We start from the raw sequence: 20339 nt of genomic DNA on the forward strand, positions 1-20339 counted from the left end.
AGCAATTCAATTAAATGTAGGAATCCGTAGCCAAGAATAATTTGGTTAAAAAGCATTAGAAGAGTCTTTTTCTATACGTTTCAAAATCTCCTCATATGCATCTATCACTCCTCCAAGATCTTGCCGAAAGCGGTCTTTGTCAAGGATACGTGCCTTTGGATCAGAATTCTTCTTATCCCAAAATCTACAATTATCTGGACTTATCTCATCAGCAATAACAATTTTCTCTAATGAGTTAAAACCGAACTCTAATTTAAAGTCAACCAATAATAAATCTAGTGAGTCAAAGTATTCTTTTAAAATTTTATTTACACTTCTAGTAATTGCCTCTACTTCTTCAAGCTGAGAAGGGCTAATCAAATCAAGTAACTTTAATCTTCTTTCTGTAAGTATAGGGTCTCCTAATTCATCATCTTTATAATAAAAATCTAGGAGTGGAGGGTTTAATATTGTTCCTTGATTGATCGGTGTCTCTCTACATAATGAACCTGTAGCAATATTGCGAATAACAACCTCTAAAGGGATTACCTTAATTTTATCCGCAATCATAAATGTTTCCGATTGAAGTTCTAGAAAGTGTGTTGGAATTCCATTCAATTCAAGCAATTTAAAAAGAGCCGCAGAAATTTTGCAATTCAATCGCCCTTTACCTTCTATCTCTGATCGTTTTTTTGCGTTAAAAGCGGTAGCATCATTTTTGAACTCTATTAAAACCCTATTTGGATTTTCACACGCAAAAACTCGTTTTGCTTTGCCTTCATGAATTAGTGATCCTTGGATATGATTCATTAATACCTCTGATATCTAATTAGTATAAATAGACAATGCTAAAAAAATCACCTCAACCAAGACAAATTTATTTAAAACCTAAAATCCAAACAACTAAATCACTTTTCCTTAAACAATTTATTAACTAATAATCAATAAGTAATTAAAAATCTACTAAAACTATTTTTTCATTTAAGCAAGAGAAAAACTATGGCCAAGAATCAAAAGACTAAAGAATTAAAAAGGATACTTATAGTTGGCAATGGAGGAAGAGAAAACTCTATTGCTTGGGCTCTATCAAAGAATCAATCTATTGATCAAATATATGTTTGTCCTGGCAATGGTGGGAGCGCCAACTTTGCAAAATGTATTCGCCTAAAACCTAAATCTGAAGATCAAAAAACAATAATCAATGATTGCAAGCGACTTAACATTAATTTAGTCATCATTGGTCCTGAAGTCCCTTTGGCTGAGGGTTTGGCAGATAAAATGAGAGAAGCAGGATTAACAGTTTTTGGTCCAGGCAAAGATGGTGCTCAACTAGAAGCAAGTAAAGAGTGGTCTAAAGCTCTGATGATTGAAAACAATATCCCTACAGCCAGGTATTGGGCAGCAGAATCTAAAGAAGAAGCTCTAGAAATTCTTAAAAGATTTAACCAGCCTCTTGTGATCAAAGCAGATGGTCTTGCAGCAGGTAAAGGTGTCACTGTTTGCGACACAATTGAGGAATCTAAAGAGGCAATTAAAGATATATTTTCTGGAAAGTTTGGATCTGCAGGAAATAAAGTTATCCTCGAAGAAAAAATTGAAGGTCCAGAAGTTTCTATTTTTGCTCTTTGTGATGGAGAAAAATTAATTGTTCTTCCTCCAGCGCAAGATCACAAAAGATTACTGGAAGGGGACCATGGTCCAAACACTGGCGGAATGGGCGCCTATGCACCTGCGCTTTTAATTAATGAAAAAGATCTTGAAGATTTAACTAAGCTTGTTCTTATACCAACTGTGCAAGGTCTGAAAAAGAAGAGAATCAAATACATCGGAATCATTTATGCAGGCTTAATGCTTACATCCTCTGGACCAAAAGTGATTGAATTTAATTGCCGCTTTGGTGATCCAGAATGTCAAGCTTTAATGCCATTAATGGGAGATGAATTTGCCTCAGTGCTCTTTGCGTGCGCTAGAGGAGAACTAGAAAGTTCGCCAAAACTAACATTCAGATCAGAATGCAGTGTTTGTGTTGTGGCAGCCTCAAAGGGATACCCCGAAAGTCCACAAAAAGGTGAAAAGGTAAATATCAGCGTTGAATCAAATCCTTCACTCCAGGTTTTTCACGCTGGGACCACAATCGACGAATTTGACAATATAGTTACCTCGGGTGGCAGAGTTCTTTCGATAGTTGCTCAGGGTGAAAGTTTCGACAAAGCTTTCGATTTAGTCTATTCTAATTTGAAAAAGATTAACTTTGATGGTATGCATTTTCGCAGAGATATAGGTTATCAAGTGAGAGATAAATATTAAAAATATTTATTTAAATTTTTTCTAAATGAATAATTCAGATTTAAATCAGAATAATAATTTTCCACCATCAGGAGGAGAATTATTAACTGATAATTTAAGTATTTTAGAAAAAATAAATTTATGGTGGTCAAGATTCAATTTGAGATCAAAATTACTCGCATTTGGAACACTAGTAGTTAGTTTTATAATGACACTTATTACATTCTTTGCTCTGAGCAGCATACAAAAAGATGCTGGTATGAATGATACAAGATATGCCAGAGATTTAGGATTATTATTGTCCGGAAATGTTACGGAATTAGTAGCGAAGAATCAAACAAGAGAACTTTTCAACGTGGCAGAGAAATTTTGGCGTTCAAGTAGGAATTTAAGATACATTTTCTTTACCGATCCAGATGGCTTAGTAAAACTGGGTATTCCTGTGAGTGCAACAACTTCAACATCTGAGGTTGAAGGTGCCTTACAACTAACCAGAAGACTAAAACTACCAAGTGAATTAAAAAAACAACCTCAATTTCCATTAGTTCGACAACATTCAACTCCACAAGGTCAAGTAACTGATGTTTTTGTTCCCATGCTTTGGAAGGGGGAATATGTAGGCACATTAGCCCTGGGTGTAACACCCAATAAAAAAGCTCTTGCCACAGCAGCATTAACTAGAGAGATTACTGTTGCGGTATTTATTTCTATTTGGGTTTTAGTGATAATTGGTGCAGTATTTAATGCTCTAACAATAACTCGACCCATTAAAGAACTTGTGATTGGAGTCAGAGAGATTGCCAAAGGTAATTTCAAATCAAGAGTTGATCTTCCCATGAGTGGAGAACTTGGAGAACTCTTAAATGGATTTAATGCTATGGCCTCTAGATTAGAGCAATATGATGCGGCAAATATTGAAGAATTAAAAGCCGCCCAAGTCAAGCAACAATCTTTAATAGCCACAATGGCAGATGGAGCTCTTCTTCTTGACGAACAAGGAAACATTGTTTTAGTCAATCCAACTGCTAGAAGGCTTTTTCGCTGGGAAGGTAGAAATCTTGAAGGTCAGAGTTTATTGAATCAAATTCCTGATTCTCTTGTAAAAGAACTTGAAGCTCCAATAACTTCTCTTTTAAACAACTTCGGAGACAGCGATGATTTGCGATGCAATCTTGAAGAACCACCAAGAACGCTCCGTATAGTTTTAAAGTCCGTCAGAGATACTACTGGAGAGAATATTAAGGGTATAGCTGTTACAATTCAAGACCTTACTAGAGAAGTTCAATTAAACGCAGCTCAGAAAAGATTCATCAGCAATGTTTCGCACGAATTAAGAACTCCATTATTTAATATAAAAAGCTATGTAGAGACTTTATACGACTTAGGTGAACAGCTTACGAAAGATGAACAAAAAGAATTTCTGGGTGTTGCAAATTCTGAGACAGATAGACTTACTCGCTTAGTCAACGACGTTCTAGACTTATCCAAGTTGGAGTCTGGAAGAACGATCCAATTAGAGCCACTAAGTATAAAAGAAGCTATGGAACAAACCCTAAGAAACTATAAACTTAATGCTGAAGATAAAAACGTGAAATTAATATTAAATGTTGAAAGTAATCTAACATTTGTCTTAGGGAACTGGGATATGATTCTCCAGGTTTTAGACAACCTTGTTGGCAATGCACTTAAATTTAGTCAAAAAGGAGGAACAATAAATCTAAAAGCTTACACATGGCCGGATATATGCGTTGCTTCTCCAGTCGACATAGATAACAATGCTCCACATTGTGAGATATTGTCCCCAATGCCAAAAATTAGAGTTGAGATATCAGATACAGGGTGTGGTATTTCTGAAATAGACCAACAAAGAATATTTGAACGTTTTTACAGAGTTGAAGATTCAGTTCACACTGAGGTTGGAACTGGATTAGGACTTTCAATTGTTAAAGGTATTGTTGATAAACATGGAAGTGAGATAAGAATGGCTAGTGAACCTAATATTGGAACGACTTTTTGGTTTGAACTTCCTCTTGAAGACTCAGATGCTGATCAGCTATTACTAAAATCAGCAAGAAAAAACTGGGAACTTGAAAATGATAAGTCTTTAATTACATAGAAATTACTATTCATTTGTTTCAATGCTTTTAAAGACCCCAGGCAACTGTTCTTCAGGATTAACACGATGAGGGGCTCCACTAAATATCTGTTCAAAGTTTGAAAATGAATCTTTAATTTCAGGGCCTTGATTAGTAATAATATATTCACGTATCCTTTTATCATGCCATGAACCTCGCATCTTAAAAACATTTATCGCCCTTGCCATTTCACCTCTTATTTCTACGTACTGCAAAAGCAAAATGGTATCAGTTATTGTTGATATATGGGAATCAGTAATTGAGTGGCTTCCCATGAATTCTTCTGCAGTATTTGTAAAGAATCCAGCTATTTCTTCTTGTTTTGCATAACCAGTTACACCAATAACAAACTGCCTAAATGCATTCAAGCTTACACCTCTAGCTAATGCAGACAAAGAATCAATTGCCATTCTAGAAGGTTTATATTCGCTAATCTCAGATTTAATAATTTGCAGATGATCTTCCAAACCAGTTGATTCAGGGTATGCACAAATAATCTTCAATAATCCATCTGCTTCCATTTGTTCAAAATCAATCCCCCAGCTGGTGGCATTACGAAGAAGCTGTGCTCTTGATTCCTCATAAGCAAAAAGTATTGTCCTTTCTTTATTTATGTATGCATCTTCAACAAACTTAGAGACTAACATTGTTTTTCCTGTACCTGTTGCACCAGTTGCCAGAATAATTGAATCTTGAAAATACCCTCCACCACACATTTCATCTAGATCGGGAACTCCAGAACTAATGCGAATATTTGATGATCTTTGAGTCAACCTCATTGCACCTAAAGGAAATGCAACTATTCCATGGGGTCCCATTGTAAAAGGGAATTCACCCTTCATATGTGTAGTACCTCTTAATTTCAAAATTTCTACAGTTCTCCTCCTCTTCTCTGCCTCTAAAACATTTCTCAGGATAACAACATTATCAGAAACGAACTCTTCAACTCCATATCTTGCAATTGGTCCATATTCATCTATCCTTTCAGTAGTCATGACAGTAGTCACACCTATTTCTTTAAGTCTTGCTATTAGTCGAAAAATCTCTCTTCTAACAACATAAATAGCATCATATTGTTGGAAAACAGCAGTCATTGAATCTATAGCAACTCTCTTAGCCTTGAACTTTCTAATCGCATAACTAATCCTTTCAATTAACCCTGATAAATCAAAACTTCCTGCCACATCTTGTCCATCTGGGTCTGGTGATGCATCTAAAATAAAAAGTTTATTTTGATCAATTAACTCTTGCAAATCCCAACCAAAACTTGCAGCATTTCGAATAATATCTAAAGGCGATTCTTCAAAAGTAACAAAAATCCCTGGCTCATCGAAATTACATATTCCGTGATGAAGATATTGCAGAGAAAAAACTGTTTTACCAGTTCCTGATGTTCCACTGACTAGAGTGCTCCTCGCATTAGGCAGCCCACCATGACAAATATCATCAAAGCCCTCAATCCCAGTAGGGAGTTTTTGAACATGCATTTTTGATCAAACTTTTTTTTGAAGAACGCTAAAAGTTCTTACTACAAAACATAATAAACAAACAGTAAAAATCGCTTGGTTATCGGTTGGTCTTAAGAATTCATTTACTTCGTGTTTAAATAATTCCATTATTTATCCGAAGAATAAAACATTTCTTGATCTGAAAGTTCATCATATAAAAGGTCCAATCCAATTAAAACCTTTTCTCTATCGGACAGGTCACCGATTATTCTTCTGACAGGTGGAGGTAAAATCTTAGATAAAGTTGGGGTGGCTAGTATTTTATCTTCTTCGGCTAGTTGAGGACTTTTTAGAACATCTATAACTTTAAGGGCATAAACACCTTTGAATTCACTTTCTAAGATTTCTCTTAATGTATTCAAAGCCCGCATAGAGTTTGGCGTATTCCCAGCCACGTAAAGCTTAAGAATATATGTTTTCCTTGCTTTCATTTAAAACCTCCAAAAAAGCCACAGAACATATGTCCTTCTTAAATCTTGACTAAATAACCAACAAAAAGCGAAAATGTTAGTTTGTTTTTCGATTACGATTAGGGCTTAATCGATTTAAAGAAAGGAAATTCCTTTTTATTTTATTTCGAGCCTTAACGTGTCATCCCATAATCATGGCTAATAAAGAATCATCTCCTAAAAAGGAAACACCTCAAGATAAAACTTATGCGATAGTTGAAGCCTCAGGAAAACAATTTTGGCTTCAACCCAACCGTTATTACGATTTAGACAGATGCCATGCAGAAGTTAATGATATTTTAACTATTGAAAAGGTTCTTCTTTTTAACGATGGTAAAGATTTGAAGCTTGGAAAACCTTATGTTAAAGATGCAAAAGTAGAAATTAAAGTATTGGAGCATAGAAGAGGTCCAAAAATAATAGTCTATAAAATGAGACCAAAGAAAAAGACAAGGAGAAAAAATGGACATCGTCAAGAACTAACAAGAGTTTTAGTTCAATCCATATCAGTAGGATCAAAAACTAAAAAATCAAAAGAAACAAAAGATGCCAAAACCACTGCCAGTAAAGTAGAATCTGAATAAATTAAACTAAAGAATACCTAAATCATGGCTCATAAAAAAGGTACCGGATCAACTAGGAATGGAAGAGATTCAAATGCCAAAAGACTTGGAGTAAAAGCTTATGGTGGCGAAAAAGTAACGGCTGGGTCAATTCTTATACGCCAAAGAGGCACTTCTATCCTTCCTGGAATCAATGTAGGCAGGGGAAAAGACGATACTCTTTTCGCTCTAACTGACGGTTCAGTTCATTTTGAAAGTATTCGTAGAGGCTTAAGAAATAGAAAAAGAATTAACATCTCTGCAAAGGCAATCTAGTTTATATTTTTAATGGTTTGTAAGCTCGAGTAGTAATTAAAAAAGGATGGAAAACCTCTAGATAGTTTAATTGTAATGTAGTAAAGAAATTCTCAATCAGATCAGGGTCATCGAAATGAAAGGGAAATTCACCATTGTTTCCTTTATAGAAATACCAATTCATTAGAGCTATTCCTTTAGGAGAAAGTTTTTCCAAAAATATCTTTAATTGTTTTGCTGGATCTGGAAGATGTTCAAGGACATCCAAGCAAACAAGAGAATCAAAAATCACATCAGATGTGCTTTCTAAGTCTCTAAAAACTGAAATCTTATTTTCGATACCCAATTCCTTAGACCGATGTTCTACAAAACCACGATTTTGAGGATTAAGGTCCACAAACCAAACATGTTCAACATTTGGCAAAAATGAGGCTGCCAGAGCATGAGTGCCTATACCTCCACCAAAATCTAAAACTTTTCCAGAAGCAAATCTTTGTTGTAAACGAAGCGTATCAGCTATGTAATTAGAGCTATTTAAATGCCAAGATGCTAGATCTATTAAATGAGCATCTCCAACTTTTTCTTCGTAAAAATCGCCTGCATTCTTCTCTACAAAGGCACCTGGATGTAGAGCGGCCAATTCATCAACACCATTAAGTAACCTTTGATCTAATTCATCATTATTAATTTGAAGAAAATCAATAAGGTGTTTTTTTAAATTAAAGCCATCTTTAATGAAGCTGGAAATACTTAGATCTAAATTGGTCATATTATTTGGCGCACTGAACACACTGAGTTATAACTTTAAATGTTCAAGGTTACTTGAACAATCTTTCCATGTGAGCCTCAACTCACAATATTAATTTTGGAAAAACCTTTTGGATTTGTTGTCATTGATAAGCCTGCTGGGCTAACTTCTCATGATTGCGTCAATAGACTTCGAAAAGTATTTGGTATCAAAAAAATTGGACATACTGGAACTCTAGATCCCGCAGTTACAGGGGTACTTCCAATAGCGATAGGTAATGCGACAAGATTAATCTCTTATTTAGAAGGTTCTAAATCTTATACAGGAATCATTCAATTAGGTAAAACTACAAATACTGATGATTTTCAAGGAGAAATAATAAAATCAAGCATTTGGCCATTAATTAGCGAAAATGATATAAATTCTCTCCTAGAAAATTTCAGAGGTGAGATATTACAAAAACCTCCCAATTTTTCTAGTGTTCACATTAATGGAGAAAGAGCTTACAAGAAGGCAAGAAAAGGAGAAAAATTTGATTTAGTTCCTAAAAAAGTTACGATAAATAAATTAAATTTAATAAGCTGGACTCAAAACAAAGGTGAATTATTAATCGAAGTCGACTGTTCAACAGGAACATACATTAGATCTTTAGCTAGAGACATTGGAGAAAAAATTGGATGCGGTGGGTATTTAAAAAAATTACGACGTACAAAAGCTTATAATTTCAAGGAAAATCATTCAGTATTGCTTCCAGAGAAATCAGAATTTTACCTAGAAAAAAATAAGCCTAAAATACTTAATCCTAATATGTTTTTTAAACATCTTTCTTCTTTTGAATTAATTTCTGAAGAAGAGATTATTAGTTGGCGTTCAGGAAGAAAGATAAGTTTTCAGAATAATATTAAACGTTTAAAGATAGCTAAAAACAATGAAAATGAAGATAGTATTATTAATACTAAAAATATATTAGTGCTGGATGAACATAACAAAATCCTAGGTATAGCAGATTCAGATAAAAGTTTTGAAATTAAACCTAAGGTTGTTTTCAATGCAATTGGTTAAAATAATAAATCTAAATCTTATCATTATTTAAATCTATTAAATAATGATTAATAGGTTTTTATTTGTACTCCTCTATAATAATGTCTTAGAATTTGACGAAAACTTTCTCCTCTTTCAGCCATAGACTTAGCGCCCCATTGACTCATACCCACCCCATGCCCCGCACCGTAACCTTTAACTAATAGAAAATAATCTTTTGGAATTAGTGGGAGCGGTTCAAGTTCGAGATCTTCAACTACTTTATTATCATAATTCAATTTATTATCTAGATTAATTCGATTAAATTTGAAATCAAAATCAAATTTATTACTTAGTAATTTTAAATTTTTCCTAAGAGTTTTACCGGAGATAACTTTAGTTCCCTTAGTCCCATAAAGTCTAACCTTTAAGACTCTATCAGTATCACTTTTTTTTATAATTTGAATACTATTAATTCCACCTATATCGGAAAATATTTGATCTAATTCTGAGGAACTAATTTTTTTTGACCATCTATATTTTATACTGTTTTGATCATAATCAATAACACTCCTTAAGTAAGGCAATTGATACTTCCAGACTTGACCACTATTCTCAGTTCTACCTCCAGAACTACTATGAAAAACTGCCTCTATAAGTTTATTTTCATAAAACAACGCAAGTGAACTTGTACTTCTAACCGCCCTATTTATTTTTGCTGTTTCAGCTTCAAGTCCTAAATAAACTTGACTAGCTTGAGTTGAATGAATATCAAAAAATTTATTCTTCCCTAAAAGTTTTAAAGCATAAGTTCTAGCCGCTATTGCTTGAGCTTGAAGTGCTGCAAGTGGAAATTCTTTGGGCATTTCGCTACCTACAACACTTTTTAAATATTTTTCTAATTTTAGATAATTTATTATTTGCAACTTCTGATCATTTAATAAAACTCTTAATTCTCCAGCAAATCTTCGATTTTGATACCAAATGCCACGATCATCATTACCTTTAATTATTAAATTAAAATTCTTAGGTAATTCAAACCATGAATTTAGGTTGTTGTTTATAGAATAGTTAGCGCTACCATTAGCATAAATTATATTTATGGATTTAATAGGTCTTTGTTTAGAAGAAATCCCTTTCACAAAAATGGATTTGGAGCCATCTGCTCTAAATCTTGCCTCATTCACCTGACCAATTAAGACACGTATTATTGGCTCTTTGGCAGCAACTGTCTTTAATGGAGAGATGAAAAATATAGCTACAAAAATTATGGCCCATCCCGAATTACTTTTAGGTGATGTGCTCACAATAAAAATTGAATTTAGATACTAATTCTGCCTATAAGAAGGAAGATCTACCAGTGGTCAAAGCTATGAATGGCACCATGTATTAAAAAGGGGAAAACTTGCAAGTCACTTTTCTTGGAACAAGCTCGGGAGTTCCAACTCTAACGAGAAACGTATCAGCGATGGTACTAAAGCCTCCACAAAGATCAGATTTGTGGCTGTTCGATTGTGGCGAAGGTACTCAACATCAGTTCATCAGAAGCAATCTAAAGTTATCTCAAATAAAAAAAATATTCATCACCCACATGCATGGCGATCATGTGTATGGGCTGCCAGGACTTCTAGCGAGTATTGGGTTAGCTGGAAGCAGCTCTGGTATTGAGCTTTATGGACCAGCGCCTCTAAAAAGTTTTATTGATGCTTGCTTATACAACAGTTCAAGTAGATTGGCTTACTCTCTAAAATTCCATAAAGTTGAAAATGCTGCTATTAAAAAAGAAATTTTATTTGAAGATTCCAATTTAGAAGTAAAAGCTGCTCCACTAAAGCATCGAATCCCATCTTTTGCCTACAGAGTGAGTCAGAAATCCAGACCAGGCAGATTCGACATAGACAAAGCAAAATCACAAGATATACCTCCTGGCCCTGTATATGCCGCACTCCAAAGAGGAGAGGAAGTGCGTTTAGATGATGGACGAACTTTCTCTGGGAAAGAATTCTGCGGACCTACTAGGCCTGGGGTAAGCATGGTTTATTGCACAGATACTGTTTATACAGAATCCGCAATTGAAATTTCTAGAGAAGCCGATCTATTAATTCATGAAGCTACATATGCATATAAAGAGACCGAGATGGCTTATCAGCGAGGTCATTCAACTGCCACAATGGCGGCTGAAATTGCTGCAAAAGCAAACGTAAATCAATTAATTTTGACTCATTTGAGCCCCAGATATACCCCTGGGAATGAAACAACTCCTAATGATTTGCTTAATGAAGCAAAAGCAATTTTTCCAAATACCCAGTTAGCAAAAGACTTTTTGCAAATTGATATAAAGAAACGCTGCAACAGTTCTTGATCCCTTGCCTATGAAATGCCGCTACATGAAACAATGGTCGAGTTTGGTGCTTCCGTCAATCGCTGGCGTTATTAATGGATTCTTTTATTTCTTCTCTTAAACGGTCCCTTACAAGACTATTTGTTCTGATACCTGTGCTTGTAAGTCTCTTTATTAGTCCTCTTTCTGTAAGTGCCCTGTATCCCAGCGATCCTTCATCAGTGGAGAGCTTAGATACAAGCTTGGCTGGTAAGGACTTACAAAATACAGAGTATGTAAAATACGACTTATCAGGAAAAGATCTTGGTGGGGCGAATTTCACTGGGGCTTATTTCAGTGTCTCAACTTTGAAGGACTCTGATCTAACGGGCGCAAACATGACCAATGTCATTGCCTATGCCACAAGGTTTGATAATGCGAACCTAACAAATGTAAAACTCACTGGTGCAGAGTTACTTAAAAGTGTTTTTGATGGTGTAACCATTGATGGCGCTGACTTTACTGATGCTGTATTAGATAGAAGTCAACAAAAGAATCTATGTAAAGTAGCTACTGGAAGCACAGCCGAAAGTCTTGGTTGTAGCACTACAGCTGCTGGATATGTGCCTGCGACCAAAGGTCAAGGTTTCAACCCAGGTACTTAAATTTATCCAAAATTTAACAACCAATAAAAAAGGGGCTATTAGCCCCTTTTTTATTGGTTAAAAAGTAACTTTTTTCACTTTGTGATAAGAAAGAAAGCCGCTGCCGCTCCACCAACAGCAAACATAGGCAACCCAACTAACAAATGTGAGGTACCAAAGCCAAAGCCTTTTTGGCGCAATATAAAATAACCAACTCCTGCGGCTCCAGCAGCCAGAGGAATAGCAGCAGTAGCAGCAGAAGCAACAGCGTGATAGTCGAAGTTCATCCCTGTGTTGAAATTTAATTACTTACAATTATCCTTCAAATTTGAAAAATGGTATGAATTTATGCCTGAAATGCTTCATATCTTCATCACTTTAAATCCAAAAAGAATTTTTAATTTTTCTAAATTCATGCAGAATGAGGCTCAATATTTGAGCTATCTCTAGAACGAGGGTGTTTGCTATACCACCATTCCTGAAAATTCTTATCTAAACGAGAAGAAAATAAAGTCAAAATAGTTTTGGTTGGTTTCACTCCTGGTTGGATAATCTCAACAGAATATGATGGACATTTTTGTGCAGAAATATCAGCAACCAATCTTTTCCCAATTCTTCTCCAGCTAGGCTCCTTACTTCGCCATGAGAGCCTACAACATGGCCAAGGTAATTCCTCACGGTCATAGAGTCGACAGCATGGGCCTAAAACCCTAAAACTAAATTGCCCCCCAATACTTGAATGAACAGAACCATGATCTAAAAGACCTTGAACTTTATTCGTTGGCAAAACTTCTGAAATCAATTAATCCCTAAATAAGTTTATTTGCGCCCATGAGCACATAAAACAGAGGTTGGCGAAGAAGTAGATCTTTGGCAAGCAAAACGATGAAAATCTGGCTAAAAAATTAATATCAATATATCTCGTCTTCTGCATGGGTTCTAATTGTGCAATCTGACGTCGGATATGCAACACAAATCAAAACATAACCTTTTTTAATCTGATCATCGTCCAAAAAACTTTGATCCTGTTGGTCAACCTCTCCTTTTTCTAATTTAGCAACACAAGTTGAACAAGCTCCCGATCGACAGGAGAAAGGAAGCTCAATATTTTGTTCACATGCAGAATCAAGAATATATTTGTCATCTGGGATATCAATAATTTCTTTAAGACCACTTAACTTATTAATAAAAGTGATCTTAAAAGATGTCATGAAGATTTTTAATCTGAAAAATTTAGAATTTATTGAATCAAGATAAATGCAGAGTCAATACCATTAAGGCCCATTGATCTTTTATTTTGATTTCAAGAACTTGCCAACCAAGTGATAAAAAAAATTCTTGAAGTTCTTCAATTTGCTCAACTAATAAACCAGACAAAATTATTTTACCTTCATGTCCAATAATTTTTTCGAAACTTGGTCCTATTAATTTTATGGCAGGTGCAAGAATATTGCAGAGCGCCAAATCAATTTTTTTGCTCGGCAGATTCGCCTCAACTTCTTCAATAGAACCAAGAAAAACATTTAAGAGATTTTCAGGAAAATCATTTAATGCAGAATTAATTTTGGTAGCTGATATTGCTAAAGAATCAATATCAACTGAGATAGTACTCTTTGCTCCTAATTTCAATGCAGTTAACGATAGTATTCCGCTTCCACAACCTATATCTGCAATTGTTTTACCTACTGGAGGATCATTGTCCAAGGCTTCAATGCATAGCCTCGTAGAAGGATGGCTACCAGTCCCAAAAGCGCTTCCAGGATCTAAACGAATAATTTTTCGATCTAAAAATTTTTCAGGAACGTCTAACCACGCCGGTAAAATTAAAATTGATTTTCCTACAGGATCAGGTTTCCAACTTTTTTTCCAACTCAAGCTCCAATCTTCATCTTCTACTTTAATCCATTTGCAAGGAGGCAAAGTCAAGTCAAAAGTTTTTGCCAACGAGATTAATTTTTCTACTAGTGTCTCTTGATCTATAATTGACCACTCATTCAATGGGAGCCATATAAATAGTGCTTGAGTTGTTTTTTCATTTGGATCATGCTCAAAAGAAAATCTATGAATTTCTAAATTGCTTAAAAGCGAATAAAAAGAATCTTCTAGCTCAACTGGAAATTCCTGTTCCAATCTCAACCAAGTAATCTGAGAGTTTTGAAAATCTATAGTTTTTTCAACCAACGATTTATAAAGTCACGGAATGAGCTTCGTTTATTCCTTGCATTGAAAGAATTGAGCCCAACAACTCAGAGGGGATAGGATCATCGATACTTAAAACCATAACGGCCTCACCTCTTACAATCCTTCTTCCAACTTGCATTGAAGCGATATTCACATTGTGTTTCCCAAGAAGTGAACCTATCTGACCAATAATTCCTGGCATGTCCCTATGCCTTGTAAAAAGCATATGCCTACTTGGCACAAAATTTATCGGGTACTCATCAATACTTGTAATGCCAAGATCACCATCATTAAAAACAGTCCCAGAGACACTATGACCACCTTTATCGCTAAAGCTATCCAACTGCAAAGATCCTCGTGCAAACTCTGGGCTCAACTCATCCTTAATTTCGAGGACATCAATACCACGTCCTTTAGCTTCCAATGAAGCGTTTACATAATTAATTTTATCTCCCAATGCACTGGTGAGTAATCCCTTCAAAGTTGCAATAACAAGAGGTTGAGATGGATGTTGAGCGAATTCTCCTTGCAAACGGACTTCTAATTTTTGAATCTGTCCCCCTGAAATTTGACTGACTAATAATCCTAATGTCTCCGCAAGTTTTAAATGCGGTTTAAGACTATCCATTATCTCTGCGCTAAGTCCTGGAATATTTACTGCGCTGCGTGCAGGCAAGCCTAAAAGAACATCTCTAATTTGTTCTGCAACATCAATAGCCACATTTTGTTGAGCCTCAACAGTTGAAGCTCCCAGATGCGGGGTAAGTACCAATCCTTTTTTTACATCACGTAGAGGAGAGTTTTCCGCTAAAGGTTCTTTTGCATAGACATCGATTGCAGCACCTTGAATTACATTTTCCTCTAATGCATGAGCTAAATCATTTTCATTAATAATCCCGCCCCTTGCACAATTAACCAGTCTCGCAGTTGGTTTCATTTTTCTTAGAAGTTCAATATCAACTAAATTCTCTGTTTCAGGGGTCCTTGGGAGATGAAGGGTTACATAATCAGATTCTTTAAATAAATCATCAAGATCACTTAATCTAACCTGCATTTGCTGAGCTCTTTCACTAGAAACAAAAGGATCAAATCCAATGACCTCCATACCCATCGCATTAGCAACTTTTGCGACATGAGATCCAATCTTGCCAAGTCCAACTACTCCTAAAGTTTTCTTATATAGCTCATTTCCTACATATTTCTTCCGATCCCAGCCGCCAGAAAACATACTTGCATGAGCATGAGGAATATTTCTAGATAATGCAAGAATCATTGCCAGAGCATGCTCAGCTGCAGCAATAGTATTTCCACCTGGTGAATTAACAACTAAGACCCCCTTCCTAGTCGCACTTGGTACATCAACATTATCTACCCCAACTCCTGCTCTACCAATAATTCTCAATTTCTTTGCCTCAACAATCACATCCGAGGTCACTTGAGTTCCTGAACGGATCATTAATCCGTCATAATCATAAATTATATTCTTTAACTCATCTATCGAAAGACCTACTTTTTGGTCAACCTGAGCAACCTGAGTAAGAATATCTATACCTGCTTGATCAATGGGATCAGAAACAAGAACTTTCGTCATTAAAGGCGGTAAACGTGCCGCTCTGAACTTTAGTGACCTATTTGCCGCTGACCAGAATTATGTTGAGCAGGATTGAATATCCAAACATTTCAAGGAGCTAATTAGTGTCCACATACGTCATCATCTTGAAAGAAAAGAAAACAGCAAAAGAGTTGCTACTCAAATTCAGAGAGGCTCAAACACCTATCCTTAATTGCGATCTTGTAGAACCATTAGATAATAAATCGCAAAATGAGAGTTCAAATTCAGATACATCTGAAGAAGTATTTGCCAATCAATCAAGTTTTAATAATATCAAACTTTTTAATCCGGCTCTTTCTAGAAAGGATCGCCAAAAAACTTTAGCGACATGGTTAATACCCTTTGGTTTTATTGCAGGCCTAAGTTTTTCTCAAATGACTGATCTGAAGACATTTACAGATATGGGATTCCCACATCAATTAGAGAAGCTTTTAGGTGGTCTAGTTGGAATGATCTCAGGAGCGCTAGGAAGTTTTTTTTCTGCTGGAGGCATTAGCCAAGAAAAAATTGATGATTTGAGAGCTATTCGAAAAAAAAGTGAAGAAGGTCTTTGGCTGTTAATTATAGAATTACCTATAGAAATAGAACCACCTTGGGCAATTCTAAAAGAAACAAACAGCCCAGAAATAATAACCATAGGGAAAGAATAGTACTAAAGCAAATAATATTTTTTAAAAGTGACTATAAATATTAATAGTTTTTATCCAAAATTGCATATTATATTTCTCCAAATATAGAAGGGAAAATCGTTTAGACTATATTATATAAAATGAAAAAATCTTATCTCTTTTCATGTATCTTCCAAAAGAAAAGATTCTATTTAAAAGTTCTTTCCCTAAAGATTTAGAGAGATTGCTTCACTTCGCGGAAAAGGCTCTAAATGATAGAACAGCAGTATGGTCCCCTTTTTTATCAGCACAATTAATAGAGGAAGTTAAAAGCAAGTTTAATAATTTAAGCGATATAAGTCTTCTTTTTGAGGGAGGATTTCCTCGCGCAGAACGTAAAAGAATATGTTTCCTAAGATCAGAAGAAGAGATAAACTATCCCTCTATAAATATTCCTATAAAAGGTGTTTATATTAAAGGTAATTTCCTGTTTGATAGAGCCACACAAAATGATTTTAGAGATACCTTACATGAACTTCAGGCTCAAGGAGATGAAATTGGAGACATTTGGTTAATAAGAGATCGAGGAGCTCAAGTTATTTGCTCGAAAAAATGTGCTGATTCATTAAATCAAAAGAATGGAAAGTTAAGAGAAGTTGAAATATCAATCCAGGCATTAGATTTAAGCGAGATGGAGCTCCCTTTTAATAGGCCAGAGAAAGTAATCAATACGGTTGAGGCATCTACAAGGCTTGATGCAATAGCCTCTGCAGGTTTCGGATTATCAAGGTCAAAAATAACCACGCAAATCAAGAAAGGATTTTTGCGACTTAACTGGAATTTGAATGATCAGCCAAGCAAATCTATAAATATTGGAGACCTTATTCATTTAGAGAAAAAAGGTTCACTTAAAATTTTAAATATCGACAAAACGAAAAAAGATCGTTGGAGAATCAAATTACTAAGGCAATGAATATTATGTCCTATTGCCTGCTAGCTTCATTGAGGTAAAGAAAACTTCAGTTTTAAAATTGATTCACAAGGGCGATTAGCTCAGAGGTAGAGCACTACCTTGACACGGTAGGAGTCACTGGTTCGATTCCAGTATCGCCCATTCACCATTTATTCGTGGCGTAGATATTGACCTAATTAATAGAAATAGAGAAAGTTTTCGAACTCTTTACTTATCAAACATTTGATGAAGTTTAATCCATGTAATTTCACTCTCGCTGCAATCAACAGAAGCATTTAGAGAATACTCAACATTCGTTGTCTCTTGAATTTTTTTTTGTTTTAAAATTTCAATACCTTCAATTTTTGCAGCCATTAAAAAGAAGCAAGTACATTTGCATCAAAACAACCTTTAAAGAATAAAGCCAGAGTTATTTACTTTTTTTTAATCTTATTTAAATCAATTTATAACATTTCATGTTCTTATCCTAAAAGAGAAGATCTTTAAACAGTTTTGAGTAAAATATCTTTATTTAAAAATCAAAAGAATACAGATATAAAAATATTTGATATTAGAGTATAGTCAAAATCTCATGCAATAAAATTTATCCTCAGGCAACAGCTACCTCCCAACAAAAAGCTATTTACATTGAAATCAAAATTAAATTGTCAAAACAAAAACAATCAAATCAAATACATGTTGTACTTGGACTAGGTAGCTCAGGAATAAGTGCAGCAAAACTACTTAAATCAGAGGGGAAGAACGTTTTAGTATTAGAGAATAATTCAAATGAAAAACTAATAAATATATCTAATAGATTAAAATCAGAAGGAATCAACGTTATTTTGCTTGGCGAACCACTGCAAATTAATAATTTTACGCCATGGATAGAAAGTATTTGTTCTATTACTGTTAGTCCAGGAATAGATTGGGAGCATATAGCACTACAAGAATTAAGACGTAAAAATATCAATATTCAAGGAGAAGTAGAATTAGCATGGGAAAGATTAAAGCACATCCCAACTATTGGAATAACTGGGACTAATGGTAAAACCACCGTCACAAATATGCTTAATCATGTTCTTAAGTTAAATAATTTAATTACTGACATGGGAGGAAATATTGGGAAAGCATTATCCAAAATTGCTTTAGAAAGTATGAAAAATAATTACCAAGAGTTAAACTGGCTAATACTAGAATTAAGTAGCTATCAAATTGAGAGTTCGCCAAAAGTAGAACCGAGCATAGGTATATGGACAACATTTACACCTGATCATTTAGAAAGACATAATGATATAGAAACTTATTTCAAAATAAAGCGCAGTTTACTAGAGAAATCATCTATTCGAATTTATAATTCTGATGATCAATATTTATCTAGAAAAAGAAAAGAATTACCTAAAGGTATATGGGTTGGAACAAATCAACAGTCCTCCTACGCCCAATATCCAAAATTCTGGATCGATCAAAAAGGTTATATATTTGAAGACCAAAAACGACTATTTCACAGTTCTATACTGAAGATACCCGGTCAACATAATTTGCAGAATCTCTTGCTCGTAACAGCAGCAGCGAGAGAAATAGGTGTTGATCATTCATCCATAGCTAGATCTATAAGTTCATTTCAATCAATCCCCCATAGATTGGAGTATTTAGGCAAGGTAAGAAATTTAAGTTTTTATAACGACAGCAAAGCCACTAATTTCGACTCTTCACTAACTGGCCTAAAATCTATTCCTAATCCAATAATTTTAGTTGCTGGTGGTATACAAAAGAAAGGGGATTATCTGCCATGGATGAAGCAAATAAAGCAATCTACTAATGGGATAGTTTTATTTGGACTTAGTGCAAATAAATTAAAGGAAGCATTATTAATGTCTTCTTATCCAGGGGAAATAATTGTAAAACAAAATCTAGAAGAAGCTACAATTGCATCTATTGATATCGCAAGAAAAACAAATTCAAAAAGCATCCTATTATCTCCAGCCTGTGCAAGTTTTGATCAATACCAAAACTACGAAGAAAGAGGAAACCATTTCAAAAGACTAGTTAAACAGTATGGAGAGATCAAATGATCTAGCTTAAAAAACGGATTTTATTTGGTCGGAGATCCACCCTTGGGGTAAATATAACGCGTGATAGTTTATAAATAGATCTTAAAATGTAAGTTGAATAACAACCATTCCCCACAAAATGCTATTAGTCATAAAGAACTAAATGACTTTTTCATCAAAGCCAAGAAAGACATATCTTCTAGCAATACCTCTGAAAACAACCAAATCAAAGTAAATCAAGAATTCAGTGATTTAATTAAAACCTGGACAGAAACAAGTCAAAAAATTTTACTAATGATGAATAAGGAACAGAAAATTATAACCGAAAATAGAAATCCCAAATCTCTTATTGGCTTTGGGGCTATGGGAGCCCATATAAATATGGCTTTACAGGCACTCAAAGCAGCAGGATCTGATCAATAAAGATTTATTAGAAAATTTATTACATAAGAAATTTAAAAAAAGCTAAATATACTTTTTAAAAAATATAATTAGGTATTAAACCCTTTACAAAAAGGGTAATACAACTATTTTATTTTGTCCGAACAAAACCAAAATCCACTTGTTCTCGTTCCAGAGTCAACAGCTAAATTGATGAAATCGATATCAGGTAACATTAAAGGATCAGTTGATGATTTGATTTATTGTCACCTTTATGGAGTTGTAGGTGATTGGTACCTTTCGGAGATATCAGAAAACAGGGAAAAAGCCTTTGGATTTCAAATAATAAATTCTGAACCTGTTTGGGAAATGGATAATTGGTTAACTAATTCCAGCAAATGGGGTGAAATCCCTATAAAAATACTGCAAGAACTTGTCAATGAGAAATTTTTAAAGGAGAAAGATATTCGTTTTTTGATTACAAGAGATTTATTTTGGAAACCTATCAAGTTTTCAGCAATTAATATTGATCAAAACACTCTTTTCTATCCTGGAACAACTGATAGAAGTTTATCTTGAATATATGAAAGACTGAATCTCACCTA

The 20339-nt window shown here is 34.6% G+C and carries 23 protein-coding genes and 1 tRNA gene; 13 read left to right on the plus strand and 11 right to left on the minus strand.

What is annotated here, in order from left to right:
• Window positions 1-45: 45 nt before the first annotated feature.
• Entirely contained in the window at window positions 46-789 is a 744-nt protein-coding gene (gene purC, locus O5639_RS05300; RefSeq protein WP_269625425.1) for a phosphoribosylaminoimidazolesuccinocarboxamide synthase, read from the minus strand.
• A 189-nt stretch (window positions 790-978) separates the two neighbouring features.
• On the opposite strand from purC, the gene purD reads away from it, so the two are divergent.
• Window positions 979-2286, plus strand: a complete 1308-nt coding sequence (purD, locus tag O5639_RS05305; protein WP_269625426.1) for a phosphoribosylamine--glycine ligase — start codon at window positions 979-981, stop codon at window positions 2284-2286.
• A 25-nt stretch (window positions 2287-2311) separates the two neighbouring features.
• A complete protein-coding gene (locus O5639_RS05310) occupies window positions 2312-4381 on the plus strand; it encodes an ATP-binding protein (RefSeq protein ID WP_269625427.1) in 2070 nt (689 codons plus the stop codon).
• A gap of 6 nt (window positions 4382-4387) precedes the next feature.
• Here O5639_RS05310 and kaiC read toward each other — a convergent pair whose 3' ends face one another.
• Both kaiC and kaiB read right to left on the minus strand, forming a co-directional pair.
• Window positions 4388-5887 carry a circadian clock protein KaiC gene (gene kaiC, locus O5639_RS05315; protein WP_269625428.1) on the minus strand — a complete coding sequence of 500 codons (1500 nt, stop codon included), beginning with the start codon at window positions 5885-5887 and terminating at the stop codon, window positions 4388-4390.
• 128 nt (window positions 5888-6015) lie between these two features.
• Entirely contained in the window at window positions 6016-6339 is a 324-nt protein-coding gene (gene kaiB, locus O5639_RS05320) for a circadian clock protein KaiB (RefSeq protein WP_269625429.1), read from the minus strand.
• 173 nt (window positions 6340-6512) lie between these two features.
• On the opposite strand from kaiB, the gene rplU reads away from it, so the two are divergent.
• Together rplU and rpmA are read left to right on the plus strand one after the other, a co-directional pair.
• The gene (rplU, locus tag O5639_RS05325) at window positions 6513-6941 is read left to right on the plus strand and encodes a 50S ribosomal protein L21 (RefSeq protein ID WP_269625430.1); all 429 of its coding nucleotides are present in this window, start codon (window positions 6513-6515) and stop codon (window positions 6939-6941) included.
• Between the two features lie 24 nt (window positions 6942-6965).
• Window positions 6966-7235 (plus strand): 50S ribosomal protein L27, encoded by a 270-nt coding sequence (gene rpmA / locus O5639_RS05330; RefSeq protein ID WP_269625431.1) that lies wholly within the window; start codon window positions 6966-6968, stop codon window positions 7233-7235.
• A 1-nt stretch (window position 7236) separates the two neighbouring features.
• Here rpmA and O5639_RS05335 read toward each other — a convergent pair whose 3' ends face one another.
• Window positions 7237-7983, minus strand: coding sequence for a class I SAM-dependent methyltransferase (locus O5639_RS05335; protein ID WP_269625432.1), 747 nt, complete (start codon window positions 7981-7983; stop codon window positions 7237-7239).
• A 96-nt stretch (window positions 7984-8079) separates the two neighbouring features.
• Between O5639_RS05335 and truB the strand changes: the two genes are divergently transcribed.
• Window positions 8080-9024 (plus strand): tRNA pseudouridine(55) synthase TruB, encoded by a 945-nt coding sequence (truB, locus tag O5639_RS05340; RefSeq protein WP_269625433.1) that lies wholly within the window; start codon window positions 8080-8082, stop codon window positions 9022-9024.
• Window positions 9025-9071: 47 nt separating this feature from the next.
• Here the strand turns inward: truB and O5639_RS05345 are convergent, their stop codons facing one another.
• The gene (locus O5639_RS05345; protein WP_269625434.1) at window positions 9072-10289 is read right to left on the minus strand and encodes a SpoIID/LytB domain-containing protein; all 1218 of its coding nucleotides are present in this window, start codon (window positions 10287-10289) and stop codon (window positions 9072-9074) included.
• Window positions 10290-10387: 98 nt separating this feature from the next.
• Here O5639_RS05345 and rnz point away from each other — a divergent pair, with 98 nt between their 5' ends.
• Together rnz and O5639_RS05355 are read left to right on the plus strand one after the other, a co-directional pair.
• A complete protein-coding gene (rnz, locus tag O5639_RS05350) occupies window positions 10388-11344 on the plus strand; it encodes a ribonuclease Z (protein WP_269625435.1) in 957 nt (318 codons plus the stop codon).
• Between the two features lie 74 nt (window positions 11345-11418).
• Window positions 11419-11967 carry a pentapeptide repeat-containing protein gene (locus O5639_RS05355; RefSeq protein WP_269625436.1) on the plus strand — a complete coding sequence of 183 codons (549 nt, stop codon included), beginning with the start codon at window positions 11419-11421 and terminating at the stop codon, window positions 11965-11967.
• Between the two features lie 74 nt (window positions 11968-12041).
• On the opposite strand, the gene O5639_RS05360 is transcribed toward O5639_RS05355, so the two are convergent.
• From O5639_RS05360 to serA, 5 genes are all read right to left on the minus strand, one after another.
• Complete coding sequence (locus O5639_RS05360; protein WP_158467090.1) at window positions 12042-12233, minus strand: hypothetical protein; 192 nt, start codon at window positions 12231-12233, stop codon at window positions 12042-12044.
• 125 nt (window positions 12234-12358) lie between these two features.
• Window positions 12359-12748 carry a hypothetical protein gene (locus O5639_RS05365; RefSeq protein ID WP_269625437.1) on the minus strand — a complete coding sequence of 130 codons (390 nt, stop codon included), beginning with the start codon at window positions 12746-12748 and terminating at the stop codon, window positions 12359-12361.
• 109 nt (window positions 12749-12857) lie between these two features.
• Window positions 12858-13157 (minus strand): 2Fe-2S iron-sulfur cluster-binding protein, encoded by a 300-nt coding sequence (locus tag O5639_RS05370; RefSeq protein WP_269625438.1) that lies wholly within the window; start codon window positions 13155-13157, stop codon window positions 12858-12860.
• A gap of 37 nt (window positions 13158-13194) precedes the next feature.
• Window positions 13195-14076 (minus strand): 50S ribosomal protein L11 methyltransferase, encoded by an 882-nt coding sequence (gene prmA, locus O5639_RS05375; protein ID WP_269625439.1) that lies wholly within the window; start codon window positions 14074-14076, stop codon window positions 13195-13197.
• A 55-nt stretch (window positions 14077-14131) separates the two neighbouring features.
• Complete coding sequence (serA, locus tag O5639_RS05380; RefSeq protein WP_269625440.1) at window positions 14132-15718, minus strand: phosphoglycerate dehydrogenase; 1587 nt, start codon at window positions 15716-15718, stop codon at window positions 14132-14134.
• Window positions 15719-15822: 104 nt separating this feature from the next.
• On the opposite strand from serA, the gene O5639_RS05385 reads away from it, so the two are divergent.
• The 3 genes from O5639_RS05385 (at window position 15823) to O5639_RS05395 (ending at window position 17461) form a co-directional block, all read left to right on the plus strand.
• A complete protein-coding gene (locus O5639_RS05385) occupies window positions 15823-16389 on the plus strand; it encodes a hypothetical protein (RefSeq protein ID WP_269625441.1) in 567 nt (188 codons plus the stop codon).
• Between the two features lie 142 nt (window positions 16390-16531).
• A complete protein-coding gene (locus O5639_RS05390; RefSeq protein ID WP_269625442.1) occupies window positions 16532-17320 on the plus strand; it encodes a photosystem II S4 domain protein in 789 nt (262 codons plus the stop codon).
• A gap of 69 nt (window positions 17321-17389) precedes the next feature.
• A tRNA-Val gene (locus tag O5639_RS05395) sits at window positions 17390-17461 on the plus strand.
• Window positions 17462-17527: 66 nt separating this feature from the next.
• Here O5639_RS05395 and O5639_RS05400 read toward each other — a convergent pair.
• Complete coding sequence (locus O5639_RS05400) at window positions 17528-17674, minus strand: hypothetical protein (RefSeq protein ID WP_269625443.1); 147 nt, start codon at window positions 17672-17674, stop codon at window positions 17528-17530.
• Between the two features lie 290 nt (window positions 17675-17964).
• Here O5639_RS05400 and murD point away from each other — a divergent pair, with 290 nt between their 5' ends.
• The 3 genes from murD (at window position 17965) to O5639_RS05415 (ending at window position 20313) form a co-directional block, all read left to right on the plus strand.
• Window positions 17965-19374 carry a UDP-N-acetylmuramoyl-L-alanine--D-glutamate ligase gene (gene murD / locus O5639_RS05405; RefSeq protein WP_269625444.1) on the plus strand — a complete coding sequence of 470 codons (1410 nt, stop codon included), beginning with the start codon at window positions 17965-17967 and terminating at the stop codon, window positions 19372-19374.
• Between the two features lie 93 nt (window positions 19375-19467).
• Complete coding sequence (locus O5639_RS05410; protein ID WP_269625445.1) at window positions 19468-19776, plus strand: MATH domain-containing protein; 309 nt, start codon at window positions 19468-19470, stop codon at window positions 19774-19776.
• 114 nt (window positions 19777-19890) lie between these two features.
• Window positions 19891-20313 (plus strand): hypothetical protein, encoded by a 423-nt coding sequence (locus tag O5639_RS05415; RefSeq protein ID WP_269625446.1) that lies wholly within the window; start codon window positions 19891-19893, stop codon window positions 20311-20313.
• Window positions 20314-20339 lie beyond the last annotated feature (26 nt).

It is taken from the genome of Prochlorococcus marinus str. MIT 1214 (assembly GCF_027359355.1).
Classification (GTDB): Bacteria; Cyanobacteriota; Cyanobacteriia; order PCC-6307; family Cyanobiaceae; genus Prochlorococcus_B; species Prochlorococcus_B marinus_F.

Coding starts and splice junctions, on each gene's coding strand:
- kaiC (WP_269625428.1), bottom strand. CDS start 5,887: ATGCATGTTCAAAAACTCCCTACTGGGATTGAGGGCTTTGATGATATT.
- serA (WP_269625440.1), bottom strand. CDS start 15,718: ATGACGAAAGTTCTTGTTTCTGATCCCATTGATCAAGCAGGTATAGAT.
- O5639_RS05390 (WP_269625442.1), top strand. CDS start 16,532: ATGTATCTTCCAAAAGAAAAGATTCTATTTAAAAGTTCTTTCCCTAAA.
- purC (WP_269625425.1), bottom strand. CDS start 789: ATGAATCATATCCAAGGATCACTAATTCATGAAGGCAAAGCAAAACGA.
- O5639_RS05400 (WP_269625443.1), bottom strand. CDS start 17,674: ATGGCTGCAAAAATTGAAGGTATTGAAATTTTAAAACAAAAAAAAATT.
- kaiB (WP_269625429.1), bottom strand. CDS start 6,339: ATGAAAGCAAGGAAAACATATATTCTTAAGCTTTACGTGGCTGGGAAT.
- O5639_RS05335 (WP_269625432.1), bottom strand. CDS start 7,983: ATGACCAATTTAGATCTAAGTATTTCCAGCTTCATTAAAGATGGCTTT.
- O5639_RS05360 (WP_158467090.1), bottom strand. CDS start 12,233: ATGAACTTCGACTATCACGCTGTTGCTTCTGCTGCTACTGCTGCTATT.
- purD (WP_269625426.1), top strand. CDS start 979: ATGGCCAAGAATCAAAAGACTAAAGAATTAAAAAGGATACTTATAGTT.
- O5639_RS05370 (WP_269625438.1), bottom strand. CDS start 13,157: ATGACATCTTTTAAGATCACTTTTATTAATAAGTTAAGTGGTCTTAAA.
- O5639_RS05310 (WP_269625427.1), top strand. CDS start 2,312: ATGAATAATTCAGATTTAAATCAGAATAATAATTTTCCACCATCAGGA.
- O5639_RS05355 (WP_269625436.1), top strand. CDS start 11,419: ATGGATTCTTTTATTTCTTCTCTTAAACGGTCCCTTACAAGACTATTT.
- rplU (WP_269625430.1), top strand. CDS start 6,513: ATGGCTAATAAAGAATCATCTCCTAAAAAGGAAACACCTCAAGATAAA.
- rpmA (WP_269625431.1), top strand. CDS start 6,966: ATGGCTCATAAAAAAGGTACCGGATCAACTAGGAATGGAAGAGATTCA.